Consider the following 12579-nt stretch of genomic DNA (forward strand, 5'->3'; position numbering starts at 1 on the left):
TCTCATAAAACAGAAATAAAGGGGTGATGAATGTGAAAGAAATCGAAGTGGTCATTGATACAGAAGAGATTGCGGAGTTTTTTTACAAGCAGCTAGTCCAGCGGGGGTATGTGCCTGCACCTGAAGAAATGGAAGAGTTAGCGGACATCACATTCGACTATCTCTTAGAAAAATGCATGATTGATGAGATTTTTGATGAGGAATGATAGAAGAGTGACGGCGAGGTAACTCGTCGTCTTTACTTATCTGTGACTTTATAGTCTATATAATGATAGTAGCGTATTGCAATGATCGACATACCACGTAATTAGTTATAAAAATGTAACATTCTGTTATCTGAATTCTTGCTATAATAAAACTGAATCTTTCAAAAAGAGGTGAAAGAAGTGTTAAAAAAAATCTTAAAATCATTACTAGGTCATAGCCATAAGCGTTATTCTAGCAGTGATTACCATCGTCGACCTAGCTATAAGCGTTATTCCAGCAGCGATCGTCATGCACACCGTCATCATGGTCATGGATATTACAAGAAAAAGCATAAAAGTAGCTTCTTATCGAGCTTCTTCAGCAGTTAATGATTAACTGGGAGTATTTATCTGCTTGGTTTGATAGACCGCTTCGCCAAGGCTCCATTGTGGATAATTATCAAATTAAGCGTACGCTTGGTATGGGGAGCTATGGCTTTACGTACCTTGCTGTATCTTTACAAACACAAAAAGAAATTGTTGTTAAACAATTAAGAACCAGCAAGCGTCGTACTGCATCAGGAAGAAAATCTTTTCAGTATGAGCAAAGTATATTAGAACGCCTTAAACATCCGCTGATACCGAAGAAACACACAGCTTTTTCGCAGGGAAAACAATTGTTTTTTACGATGGATTATGTGCAAGGTATTACGTTTGAAGATTTAATTTTTAAACATGGACAAACATTCACAGAGCATGAGGCTTTTACTATTTTACTCTCTATTTTACAAACGGTAGCTTACTTTCATCGTTTAGGAATTGTTCATCGCGATTTACGAACACCCAATTTATTGTGGCACGCAGGGCAAGTTCATATTATTGATTTTGGCTTGGCTCGTTATATAGGAGAACAAGATGAGCGGGCTAAAGCATTTACTGATGAGAAAAAACTTATGCGAGAAGTGCACTATCGAAGCGACTTTTATGCACTCGGTCATTTCCTATTGTTTTTACTGTATGCAGGATATAAGCCTACAATGAAACAAGAACGTCCTTGGTTTGAAGAGTTGATACTAACAAAAGAGGGCAAGCATATCATAAAAAGAATGCTACAGATAGAACAGCCTTACGAAGAAATAGATGAGCTATGTAATCAGATTCAATCCATGCTGAAGGAGTGAGAAACATGTTGCAAAAGTTTTTAGCAAGTGTTGGAATCGGAGCAGCAAAAGTAGACACAATCTTAGAAAAAGAAAAGTATTTTGCCGGAGAAGAAGTACGAGGAATAGTTCATGTGAAAGGCGGAAATGTTCCGCAACAAGTTGATAGCATTTATCTGACGGTGTTTGGTTCTTACATACGTGAAGTAGACGATAAAAAAGTTACAGCTGTGCATGCACTTTATAAGCATCGCTTAACAGATCGTATTGATATTGTACCTGCTGAGGAAAAGACGATTCCGTTTTCTTTTTTATTACCAGTGGACACACCAGTGACATTTGGAAGCGGTAAAGTTTGGATTCATACTGGTCTTGATATTAGTAGCAGTGTAGATCCAACTGATAAAGACTTTATTGAAGTGTTGCCAAATCCGCTTATAGCTGGCGTCATTCAGGCTACTGAGCAACTTGGTTTTCGTTTACGTCAGACAGAATGCAAAGAGATTCCATTTCGTTTGCGAGAACGTATTCCATTTGCACAAGAACTTGAATTTATTCCAGTTTATGGCATGTTCAGAGGCAAGCTAGATGAGCTAGAATTGCTACTGTTTCCGAGGTCCAATGAAGAGCTCAGAATAATTATGGAGATTGATCGCAAAGCGAGGGGCTTGGCAGGTCTGTTTTCAGAAGCCCTTGATTTAGATGAAACGCATGTTCAGCTTGTGGTAAAACCTGCAGATATTCCTACATTAGCAGAAATCTTACAAGAAACCATCTCAAAATATTGTTAAACTGCGCATAATAACACAAATGGAGAGGAAAACTATAATTCCTCTCCATTTTGTTATTTTGAGGTGCAGAAATGAATAAATTAAGTATAATCATTATTTTTATTGTTTGTCTCATTCTATTCATAGTACTTTCGCTGTCCTATACAAAACTGGGTACGTTTGATACAGTGATTAGCTCGTATATCCAACACTTTCGTACCAGACCGGGTATTTATTTTTTTCAATGTATGACTTATGTAGGATCTATTCGTATGTATGTACCTGTAATATGTATTCTATCTATTTACTGTGCTGTCCGAAAAAAACTTCTCAATATATGTTTCTTGGTGTTTAATCTATGGGGATCTCGTTATTTAAACCAAGTGCTCAAATTATGGTATCAAAGACCAAGACCTGATATTCACACCTTAACAACTGCTACAGGATATAGTTTTCCAAGTGGCCACGCTATGAATGCTGCAGCATTTTTAGGATTTATAGCATATCTGATTATCACAGAGCATCAATTGCGCTTGTGGCAAAAAACTATATTGCTCGTGTTCACTACGCTTATGATTCTCTCAATTAGTATTAGTCGCGTGTATCTTGGGGTACATTACCCAACTGATATTATAGCGGGCAGCGCAGCAGGGATTGCTTGGTTATTATTATGTATTTTATTCCATCAGCGATTTATACAGTGAACGATTCACCAATCCTTTGCGCAAAGAGACTTCTTTTGAACATATAAAAAATCCCCTTAGCAGGGGATTTTTTAATGTACTGATGTATCGCTTGGTTCAATATGCACATGCGAATTTCCCACACCATGTGTATGAAATAGTTTTTCTTCTACAGCATCCGCAATACAATGGCTTTCCCAAACCTTCATCCTGCTGTCGACTTGAATTGTAACATCCACAAACGTGTCGTTACCGTACATTCTGGCTCTTATATCTACAACTGTAACAACACCTTCGACGGACTGGACTGTTTTTTTGAATTCTTTCATATGATTAGGATCAATACCATCCGTTAGCATATGCGAAGTTTCGGAAAAGATTTCCCATGCTGTTTTACAAATTACAACCCCCACAACTACGGCAAAAATGGGATCGATAATTGGCATGCCGAATTGCGAAGCAACAATACCAGCACTTGTTGCTATACTAACAAGCGCATCCGAAAAATTATCTTTAGCTGCTGCTTCAAGTGATTTACTTTTTGTTTCATGCGCAAGCTTGTGGTTGTATCTGTAAATCATATACATAAATAGTGCAGAACATAAGGAAATACCTGCTGCGATGGGATCTGGTGCGGTCGTTCGCTCTGTAAAAAACGATTTGGATGCCTGAAAAATAACTTGTAGTCCTACACTCATCATAATAAATGAAGCAACCAAAGATGCAATTTGCTCTGCGCGAGAATGACCATACGGATGATCTGGATCACGAGGCTTTTTGGAAATACGCAGACCGATATAAACTGCTAAAGAAGCACCGATATCAGTCAAATTATTTAACCCATCCGCACGTAAAGCGCTGGATGAAGTTAAAAAGCTAAAGCCAATTTTCGTTAATGATAAAAATATGTAAGCACCGATGCTAATAAGTGCACCATATTGCGCTTTTCTAGAAAGGGTATTCATCATATCACTCCACTCCTAAACACTTTCTATAGCTTATCAAACCAATATTGAGTGGGTCTATACAAACATTTTTGTTTGGAGATAGCTTTTTGAACATAAGATAAGATTGTTGCACATATACAAAAATACACTTCTAACTACTTTAATCATGTGGGCTACTTAGTAGTATGTCCATAAATGTAAAAAAAGCGTTGCTCATAAGCAACGCTTTTTCGAGAAATAAAATTAGTATGCTTCTAAAAACTCTGTTACTTGCGCTTCAGTTTTAGCATTCGCGCTATGTAGATGGCCTAATTTTTGTCCGTTCTGAAAAATAAGTAAACTCGGAATCCCCATTACTTGATATTCTTCTGCGATTTCTGGAAATTCGTCCTTGTTGATGTCATACCATTGAAATTTATTGAATTCTTCCATCACATCGCCAATAAAGTTATCCATGCGCACACAATCTGGACACCATGTTGTATAAAATTTGACAACCACAGCTTGCTCTCCGCCAATCACTTCACGAAATTGTTCTTCAGTACTAATTGGAATCATGTATCTTCTCTCCTTATTTGTGAATACCAGCTATGTGTATGTTACCATACCGCACATTTGAACAACAAGTGCAAGATATTATAGACAACGTTAAGCGCTAAAGAGAATCGTACTATCTATATGCTTCATTTGCATTTCCTAATAGAAATAAAGTGCGAATGCACAAGAATGATTGGACAGTTGTATGTTTTTACTCAGTCCCGCAGCTACACAGCTTCCACTCTTAAAAGAAAATTATTTTTACTACCTGTGTAAGGCTTGGGTTATCTTGTAAATTACGACTTTAGCATTTACTATAAAAGAAAAGACAAAAAGGAGATGTTATTATGAAATTTGAAATGCATACGAACATTGTAACTTATGATAAGGAGACGCGAGTTGACATTGCTAACAATATATTTGAGTTGAAATTGGATGGTTATCATTTGTATCCGCTTCAAGAGATGATGACACTTTGGAAATTTGATAAAGAGCCAATTGGACAAGCTGTACCCGAAAAGATTTCTTGGGAAGCAGGACAGACTATTTTATGGTATCGCTTAACATCTCTACATTCCGTTAACTAATAGAAAGGAGATGAGAAGCAATGAAATTATTTCATACTGCTGATTGGCATTTAGGAAAGTTGATTCATGGCGTGTATATGACCGAAGAGCAAAAGTATATACTGAATCAATTCATAGAAGCTGTAGAGCAAGAGAAGCCCGATGCAGTTATTATCGCAGGAGATTTATATGACAGAGCTATTCCGCCAACGGAAGCGGTTGATTTGCTAAATCAAACTTTAAAGCGCATTGTAATTGACTTGAAAACACCAGTCTTAGCAATCGCAGGTAATCACGACAGTCCCGATCGCGTTCATTTTGGAAGTGAATTAATGCGGTCACAAGGACTTTACATTGTGGGACGTTTACAGTATCCTCATGAGCCTGTTGTGTTAAAAGACGAACATGGAGAAGTGCATTTTCATTTAATTCCGTATGCGGATCCCGGTATTGTACGTGGTATTTTGGATAATGAAGATATACGAAATCACGATGATGCGATGCGTATGTTTCTTAGTCATATTCATGAGCAAAAAAATCAAAATGTGCGTCATGTGTGTGTCGGACATGCCTTTGTTACAGCAACGGGAGAAGCAAAAGAAAACACAAGTGAATCTGAAAGACCACTTGCCATTGGGGGAGCAGAACACGTGAATAGTGCATATTTTGAAGGCTTTCACTATACAGCACTTGGTCACTTGCATCAAGGTCACTATGTCCGCTCTGAACGAATTCGCTATGCGGGCTCCCCTATGAAGTACTCTATTTCTGAAGAAAAACACAACAAAGGTTTTTATATTGTCGAATTGGATGCATCTGGCGATGTAACGCTGTCAAAACGAGAGCTTATACCACGACGTGATATGAGAACGGTTAAAGGCACTGTAGATGAAATTTTACAGCATGATCGTAACGAGGATTATGTATTTGTACAATTGTATGATGCTACACCTGTTATGCAGCCCATGGAGAAAATTCGTTCTGTATATCCAAATGCGATGCATGTCGAGCGAGTCACCCAGTATACAGCAGCTATTAATGAAACAACTGTACAAAAACATAAAGTGGACGACGTAACACTACTGCAAGCATTTTTTAAGGAAATGAAAGGGAACGAGCTATCAGAAGCACAGCGTCAATTATTTATACAAGTATTAGAAAAAGTGAATGAGGAGGAGCGAATGTGAAGCCGATTCGACTAACTATGACCGCATTTGGTCCGTATAAAAAACAAGAAACAATTGATTTCACTGAGCTTGGCCCTCATCGCTTGTTTTCTATTTCTGGTAACACTGGTGCTGGAAAAACAACTATTTTTGATGCGATTTGTTATGCGCTTTACGGAGAAGCAAGCGGTGAAGAGCGAAGTGATGTGAACATGCTTCGAAGTCATTTTGCAACAGATGATGTCTACACCAGCGTAAGATTGGTTTTCCAAATCAAGGATAAAATGTATGAAGTGATGCGTCAAATGGGCCATCGAAAAAAAGGAAACAAGACGGCTACTGGTGCTGCAGTAGAGTTACATGAAATTATTGAAAATCGATTGGTGCCATGTGTAGATCGTTTTCATGTTACAGATGTCAATCGCAAAATTGAGGAAATTATTGGGCTAACAAAGCATCAATTCAGTCAGATTGTGATGCTGCCGCAAGGAGAGTTTAGAAAACTACTAACCTCTGAAACGGAAAATAAAGAAGAGATTTTACGTCGTATCTTTAAAACGGAGCGTTATAAACGAATACGAGATAAGTTAGATGAAAAGCGCAAGGCACTAAAAGATGTGTTACAGGAAAAGCAACAAGAGCGTGAAATTTATTTTCGGACCGTAAAACAATTACCTGTAAGACCAGACAGCGCTTTAGAGCAGCTACAGCAGCAGGAGCAATATAATAGTTATCAAATCCTTGATGTACTTCATGAAGAATATGAATTCTACGAGAAACAGTTGAATCATATTACAAAAGAAGAAACTATGCAGCGGAAAAAATTAGATGATATGCAGCGCCTTTTTCAGCAAGCACAATCCAACAATGAACGGTTTGATATGCTTCGAACAAAGGAAGCAGAATTGGCAACACTGTCAACACAAAATGAATTTATGCAAGAACAAGAACAACGTCTACGAAACGGTGAAGAAGCAGCTCGTATTGTAACATTTGAACAGTCTTATGAAGAAGCCGGGACATATACCAAACAGGTAGAAGAACAATTACGTCAGATAAAAGAAGAGTATGCACATATACAAAAGCAATATGAGAAAGCGGCTTTCCGTTTGCGTGAAGAAAAAGAACGGGAACCAATTCGTGAAGAATTAAAACAACATATACGTGTATTAGAAGAACTAGAACTCATTGTACAAACGTTATTCGATAGAGAAAAGACCCTTGTACAGATGACACAGGAAATCCAAAATGGAAAAAACCGCTTGTTGTGTATAGAAATGCAAGAAGTTGAAGAAGTAAAGAGTAAGGAATTGCTTATAAAGCAATATCGAGAGCTAGAAGAAGAGTTACGTGACTACATAGATAAAGTAACAGAATTGCATGCACTACGGGAAGAGGCAAAGCAACTCACACAATATAAAAAACTAAATGACGTTGTAGCAGCAAGCAAAGCGAAGTATCAAAAAGCAAAAGATGATTTCCTAGCAACGACAAAAGCATGCGAAGAGGTGGAACAAAGTTGGATTGCGGAGCAAGCTGCGCAATTAGCACTTCATCTGCAAGCTGGCTCTCCTTGTCCGGTTTGCGGGAGTGCTCATCATCCTCATAAAGCATCAGCACAGCAAACGACTGTCGCCGAGCAGCGCTTACAGCAACTTCGTGAAGAGCAAAAAGAAGCAGAGGTTGCTTATATTGAAGCAAAGAATACGTACGAATTATACATGGCGCAGCATACAGAATATCAGCAAGACATAAGAAGCAAGGGATATACAGATTTTGATACAGCCTATGAACAACTTGTTGTGAGAGGAAAAGAACTAGACGCATATGTAAAATATTTACAAAACAAGGAGCAGATTCGTAAAACGTTACAGCCTCAAATAGAAGCTTTGGAAGTAAAGGAAAAGCAACTTGCAGATGAAAAGCGTAGTATAGAAACAGAATTACAGCGTTTACAAATGGATGAGTTGCAACAGCGTATGTTGTATGAGAATGATCGCAGTAAACTGCCAGATGGGATTACATCTTTTGCTATGTGGAATCAGCATATGGAGAAGGCCAAGCAAGCGCACGAAGAAGCAGAACAAATATGGCAGGACGTACAAAAACAGTATGAACAAAGCGCCGGACACTTGGTACGTATTCAATCTATGTATGAAAATCTGCAAATGGAATACGAAAAAGCCATGAAGAAGCAAGCCGAAAAACAAGAAGCTTTTTCAACACAATTGCAAAAAGCAGGATTTGCGTCGCAAGAAGATTATACAAGATCTAAGTTGTCACAGATGCAGATACAAGAATTGCGACAGCAAATTCAAGCTTATTATGCGAATATAACAGCTGTACAGAAGCGTATAGAAGAACTGAGAGAACAACTAAACGGTAAGCAATACACTGAATTGAACGAGATGCAGACTGACATAGAATGTGGTAATCAAATTCTGACAAAACTGACAGAACAACGTCAATCTTTGCGTCACACGCTAGCCCACATTTCAGATTTGCATTCACATATTCAAAAGATAAACGATGCGATTCAAGAAGAAGAGGCGGTTTATCAAGAGCTTGTAGATTTATATGAAGTGATAAAAGGTGATAACGAAAGCAGACTATCCTTTGAGAGATACATTCTCATTGAATATTTAGAACAAATTGTACAAGCTGCAAATGAGCGGCTGCGTAAACTATCTAATGGGCAATTTTTCTTAAAGCGCAGTGAACGTGTTGAAAAAAGAAATCGTCAAAGTGGTTTGGGCTTGGATGTATATGATGCTTATACTGGACAAACACGCGATGTAAAAACATTTTCCGGGGGAGAAAAATTCAATGCCTCTCTGGCACTCGCGCTTGGCATGGCTGATATGATTCAAGTATATGAGGGTGGCATTTCCATTGAAACAATGTTTATCGATGAAGGATTCGGCTCGCTTGACGAGGAGTCGTTAACAAAAGCAATTGATACATTGATTGATTTGCAACAATCCGGTCGGCTGATCGGTGTCATTTCGCACGTACAAGAATTAAAAAATGCTTTGCCGGCTTCCTTAGAAGTAAGTAAACTTCATGACGGTAGTAGTAAAACGAAGTTTATTCTAAAATAAGAAGACTGTATTAGAGAATTCCAATTTGATTATGTATATGTCGAACTTATTGGGATTTTTAAAACAACAAGGGGGGATTAGTGTGATAACAAGAAATACAAGCAGTGATAAAAAAGAGTTGGCAAAAGAACAAAGGGAACAATTACTGGAAATATTGAAAACAAGGTTTGAGAAAAACATGAGTCGTCATAAAGATTTTGAATGGGTTAAAGTCCGGGCAAAATTGGATGTAAATGCGGAAAAACTGTGGTCGCTTAATGAAATGGAAAAAACAGGTGGAGAGCCAGATGTAATCGGTTATGACGAAAACAAGGAAGAATACATTTTTTGTGATTGTTCAACTGAAAGTCCTAAAGGACGCAGAAGTTTATGTTATGACCGCGAAGCATTAGAGTCAAGAAAGAAGCACAAACCTGAAAATAATGTGATTGATATGGCACTTTCTATGGGGATAGAACTTTTAACTGAAGAACAGTATCGAGCGTTACAGGAACTTGAAAACTTCGATATGAAAACGTCGAGTTGGATACAGACACCAGCTGATATCAGAGAACTTGGTGGTGCACTTTTTTGCGATAATCGCTTCAATCATATCTTTGTGTATCATAATGGAGCAGATTCCTACTATGCTTCTAGAGGGTTTCGCGGCTTATTAAGGGTCTAAATTTTATACATGTCGATATCATCTATTGTGTCCGTTGCATCACCTTGTTTATCATATAGCAATTAAAAAGAGAGCAAATTAGATGCTCTCTTTTTTTAGAAGTATTCCTTTTTTAATTGTGCATCTAGATAAAAGGTACCGAATGGGATTATAGAGGAGACAAAAGCCATAAAACCTTTCAAAATAGACCAACGGTGGATAAGCATAACATGAAGCAATGCTAATATAAATAGCACAAATAATAAGCCATGCAAAGCTCCTACGATTGTTACAGCCATTGGTATGTCCGCCAAATATTTTAAAGGCATAGCGATTCCAAGTAATAACAAATAAGAAATACCTTCAATAAAGCCGATGATACGAAGGCGTCCAACAGCAGATGTAAGCATATATACCTCCAGTTTATAATGATTATATTTTATTATAAACAAAAATGGACGATAACACGAATAGAACTGTTACAAAATTGTGTCTTACACGTCGAGAGAATAAGAGAATAAAAATGTGAGATGCTATGATAGATAACACTTCTATAAGGAGGGCGACTATGCTGAAGTTTTTCCAATATGTATGTTCTGCGTCAGCGGTTGGGTGTTTACTATTTACGTATTATCACATGTTGAAGAAACGTAAACAATCTTAAACGTTATATATTATGCCGCATGCATGGTAACGAAAATGAAGTAAAAAGCTCTTGCGATATGCAAGAGCTTTTTATCACTCTGACAACACATAAAGAAGACGAGTACCGTCTTGCATTTTCGTACCGCATAAAGGACAATCTGGTTCATCAGTAAAGGAAAATTCCTTGCGCATCCAACCAAGGCAGTCATCAGATTCGCATTCCCATACCGCAACGTCCTCTTGTTTTTTTTCTTGCTGGAAAGCATCTTTTTTCTTGTTCCAGTGCATACAATCACTCCTTTATGTGGTACGTCAAACACAGAAAGGCTGTTAACTGCACCGTTAACAGCCTTTCTTTACGGTTTGGCACGCATTTCCCTTTAGGATTACGGTTGTTTCTTGCATCACTTCATAAAATATACGTTACATGAAGCAGTACTCTTACACCTTGTATAGTATGCCCGGTCATATAATGAAACATTCACATGTAACAGGAAAAGCCTGAGATATAGCATATTATACTTCAATTTTTAGAAAATTTCAATATGGTAAAGGGACGCTCTTCTCCTATGATTTGCCTTTTCTTGTACTTTATCATGCAAATCTTATATGAAAATAACGTGTAAGACTTGTATAATTATATGAGAGTAAGGTATAATAAACCCGCATCAGCAGTTTAATTAGAGGTGAAAAACATGAACAAAACAGAATTAGTAAAACAAGTAGCAGCAAAAGCTGAACTATCTCAAAAAGATGCGTCTGCAGCTGTAAATGCTGTATTTGAAGCAGTGACAAACGCATTGGCACAAGGAGAAAAGGTACAGTTGATTGGTTTCGGAACTTTTGAAGTTCGCGAACGTGCAGCTCGTACAGGCCGCAACCCACAAACGGGCGCAGAGATTACAATTGCTGCGACAAAAGCACCAGCATTTAAAGCGGGAAAAGAGCTTAAAGAAGCGGTAAAATAATACATACGAAAAACGCATCCAGCATGGGTGCGTTTTTCATATTCTTGGTGCTAACATAATGATATATTTGCTTGCAAAGTATCCGGGGGAATATAATAAGATCATAAAGTTTTTTGTATCTCATTTACATCACTTTTAAGAGTACGGAGGAATTTATGAGAACGTTCACTAAGCCGAAAGTTATCGTCAGCAAATGTTTGGAATTTGATGCATGCCGTTATAACGGTGATGTGATCTCTGATATAGTCGTTAAAAGTCTTATGCCGCACGTTCATTTCATCCCCGTGTGCCCGGAAGTAGAAATTGGGCTTGGTACACCACGTGAAACGATTCGTATTGTTGAAGAAGGTGGTATTTTAAAGCTTGTACAACCTTCTACTGGTGAAGATGTAACAGAAGCGATGATGTCATTTTCTGCACACTACTTATCATCCATAGAGGCTGACGGGTTTATTTTAAAAAGTCGTTCTCCGAGCTGTGGTACACGCGATGTGAAAATATATGCCGGTGGTAAGATACCGGCAGGCAAAGGCAGTGGTTTGTTTGGCGGTGCTGTTCTAGAGAGATTTTCTCACCTTGCAGTTGAAGAAGAGGGCCGACTTCGTAATTTTACGATTCGTGAACATTTTTTCACAAAACTATTTACGATTGCGGCATTTAAAGCATTAAAACACGAACCAAATATGAAAAAATTAGTCAAGTTTCATAGTGATAACAAATATTTGTTTATGGCGTATAATCAAACAAAATTAAAAGAGATTGGCCGAATTGTCGCGAACCATGAACAGTTTTCAGTATCTGAGGTGTTTGTTGCATACGAAAAAGGGCTTTATGACATGTTTCAGCGTGCGGCACGTTATACATCTCATGTAAACGTATGTCAGCATATTTTTGGTTATTTTAAAGATAAATTACGCAAAGAGGAAAAGGAGCATTTTTTATTGCTTCTTGATAAGTACAGCAAGAAAAAAATACCACTTAGTAGTATACTGGCACTGCTGCGTTCTTGGACCATTCGATTCGAAGAACAATACTTAGAGCAGCAAACATATTTTGAACCCTATCCGGAAGACTTAATAGACATTAGTGATTCAGGAAAAGGAAGAGATTATTAGATTGTATTACATATTTCGACAAAAAACATCCTGTGTTGTTGTAGAACAATGTAGGATTTTTTTTGTGCATAGATACAGAATATGCTTTACAAT

15 protein-coding genes are annotated in these 12579 nt (G+C 37.8%); 11 read left to right on the forward strand and 4 right to left on the reverse strand.

The genetic code is table 11. The features are described from left to right. Positions 1-32: 32 nt before the first annotated feature. The 5 genes from MUG87_RS02040 to MUG87_RS02060 all read left to right on the forward strand — a co-directional run bounded on the left by MUG87_RS02040 (position 33) and on the right by MUG87_RS02060 (position 2819). Complete coding sequence (locus MUG87_RS02040) at positions 33-206, forward strand: YozD family protein (protein ID WP_247085066.1); 174 nt, start codon at positions 33-35, stop codon at positions 204-206. 180 nt (positions 207-386) lie between these two features. Further along, positions 387-575, forward strand: a complete 189-nt coding sequence (locus MUG87_RS02045) for a hypothetical protein (RefSeq protein WP_247085068.1) — start codon at positions 387-389, stop codon at positions 573-575. Positions 576-577: 2 nt separating this feature from the next. Further along, entirely contained in the window at positions 578-1366 is a 789-nt protein-coding gene (locus MUG87_RS02050; RefSeq protein ID WP_247087445.1) for a serine/threonine protein kinase, read from the forward strand. 5 nt (positions 1367-1371) lie between these two features. Next, entirely contained in the window at positions 1372-2136 is a 765-nt protein-coding gene (locus MUG87_RS02055; protein WP_247085070.1) for a sporulation protein, read from the forward strand. Between the two features lie 71 nt (positions 2137-2207). After that, positions 2208-2819 carry a phosphatase PAP2 family protein gene (locus tag MUG87_RS02060; RefSeq protein WP_247085072.1) on the forward strand — a complete coding sequence of 204 codons (612 nt, stop codon included), beginning with the start codon at positions 2208-2210 and terminating at the stop codon, positions 2817-2819. Between the two features lie 71 nt (positions 2820-2890). Here MUG87_RS02060 and MUG87_RS02065 read toward each other — a convergent pair whose 3' ends face one another. Beyond that, entirely contained in the window at positions 2891-3763 is an 873-nt protein-coding gene (locus MUG87_RS02065; protein ID WP_247087447.1) for a cation diffusion facilitator family transporter, read from the reverse strand. A 225-nt stretch (positions 3764-3988) separates the two neighbouring features. Further along, positions 3989-4303 carry a thioredoxin family protein gene (locus MUG87_RS02070; protein ID WP_247085074.1) on the reverse strand — a complete coding sequence of 105 codons (315 nt, stop codon included), beginning with the start codon at positions 4301-4303 and terminating at the stop codon, positions 3989-3991. A gap of 326 nt (positions 4304-4629) precedes the next feature. Between MUG87_RS02070 and MUG87_RS02075 the strand changes: the two genes are divergently transcribed. From MUG87_RS02075 to MUG87_RS02090, 4 genes are all read left to right on the forward strand, one after another. Next, complete coding sequence (locus tag MUG87_RS02075; RefSeq protein ID WP_247085076.1) at positions 4630-4869, forward strand: DUF2584 family protein; 240 nt, start codon at positions 4630-4632, stop codon at positions 4867-4869. A 20-nt stretch (positions 4870-4889) separates the two neighbouring features. Beyond that, positions 4890-6035 carry an exonuclease SbcCD subunit D gene (locus MUG87_RS02080; RefSeq protein ID WP_247085078.1) on the forward strand — a complete coding sequence of 382 codons (1146 nt, stop codon included), beginning with the start codon at positions 4890-4892 and terminating at the stop codon, positions 6033-6035. After that, complete coding sequence (locus MUG87_RS02085; RefSeq protein ID WP_247085079.1) at positions 6032-9115, forward strand: AAA family ATPase; 3084 nt, start codon at positions 6032-6034, stop codon at positions 9113-9115. The genes MUG87_RS02080 and MUG87_RS02085 overlap by 4 nt, the downstream gene beginning before the upstream one ends. An 85-nt stretch (positions 9116-9200) precedes the next feature. Next, positions 9201-9779 (forward strand): DUF4256 domain-containing protein, encoded by a 579-nt coding sequence (locus MUG87_RS02090; RefSeq protein WP_247087449.1) that lies wholly within the window; start codon positions 9201-9203, stop codon positions 9777-9779. 95 nt (positions 9780-9874) lie between these two features. Here MUG87_RS02090 and MUG87_RS02095 read toward each other — a convergent pair whose 3' ends face one another. Together MUG87_RS02095 and MUG87_RS02100 are read right to left on the reverse strand one after the other, a co-directional pair. Continuing rightward, entirely contained in the window at positions 9875-10168 is a 294-nt protein-coding gene (locus tag MUG87_RS02095) for a DUF3817 domain-containing protein (protein WP_247085081.1), read from the reverse strand. 328 nt (positions 10169-10496) lie between these two features. Beyond that, positions 10497-10691, reverse strand: a complete 195-nt coding sequence (locus MUG87_RS02100; RefSeq protein WP_247085083.1) for a cold-inducible protein YdjO-related protein — start codon at positions 10689-10691, stop codon at positions 10497-10499. Positions 10692-11098: 407 nt separating this feature from the next. On the opposite strand from MUG87_RS02100, the gene MUG87_RS02105 reads away from it, so the two are divergent. Continuing rightward, the gene (locus MUG87_RS02105; protein ID WP_124564671.1) at positions 11099-11371 is read left to right on the forward strand and encodes an HU family DNA-binding protein; all 273 of its coding nucleotides are present in this window, start codon (positions 11099-11101) and stop codon (positions 11369-11371) included. Positions 11372-11526: 155 nt separating this feature from the next. Then, a complete protein-coding gene (locus tag MUG87_RS02110) occupies positions 11527-12486 on the forward strand; it encodes a YbgA family protein (protein WP_247085085.1) in 960 nt (319 codons plus the stop codon). Positions 12487-12579: the final 93 nt, after the last annotated feature.

Origin of the sequence: Ectobacillus sp. JY-23, assembly GCF_023022965.1 — a bacterium.
Taxonomy (GTDB): domain Bacteria; phylum Bacillota; class Bacilli; order Bacillales; family Bacillaceae_G; genus Ectobacillus.

Coding starts and splice junctions, on each gene's coding strand:
- MUG87_RS02065 (WP_247087447.1), bottom strand. CDS start 3,763: ATGAATACCCTTTCTAGAAAAGCGCAATATGGTGCACTTATTAGCATC.
- MUG87_RS02095 (WP_247085081.1), bottom strand. CDS start 10,168: ATGCTTACATCTGCTGTTGGACGCCTTCGTATCATCGGCTTTATTGAA.
- MUG87_RS02075 (WP_247085076.1), top strand. CDS start 4,630: ATGAAATTTGAAATGCATACGAACATTGTAACTTATGATAAGGAGACG.
- MUG87_RS02055 (WP_247085070.1), top strand. CDS start 1,372: ATGTTGCAAAAGTTTTTAGCAAGTGTTGGAATCGGAGCAGCAAAAGTA.
- MUG87_RS02060 (WP_247085072.1), top strand. CDS start 2,208: ATGAATAAATTAAGTATAATCATTATTTTTATTGTTTGTCTCATTCTA.
- MUG87_RS02080 (WP_247085078.1), top strand. CDS start 4,890: ATGAAATTATTTCATACTGCTGATTGGCATTTAGGAAAGTTGATTCAT.
- MUG87_RS02070 (WP_247085074.1), bottom strand. CDS start 4,303: ATGATTCCAATTAGTACTGAAGAACAATTTCGTGAAGTGATTGGCGGA.
- MUG87_RS02110 (WP_247085085.1), top strand. CDS start 11,527: ATGAGAACGTTCACTAAGCCGAAAGTTATCGTCAGCAAATGTTTGGAA.
- MUG87_RS02105 (WP_124564671.1), top strand. CDS start 11,099: ATGAACAAAACAGAATTAGTAAAACAAGTAGCAGCAAAAGCTGAACTA.
- MUG87_RS02100 (WP_247085083.1), bottom strand. CDS start 10,691: ATGCACTGGAACAAGAAAAAAGATGCTTTCCAGCAAGAAAAAAAACAA.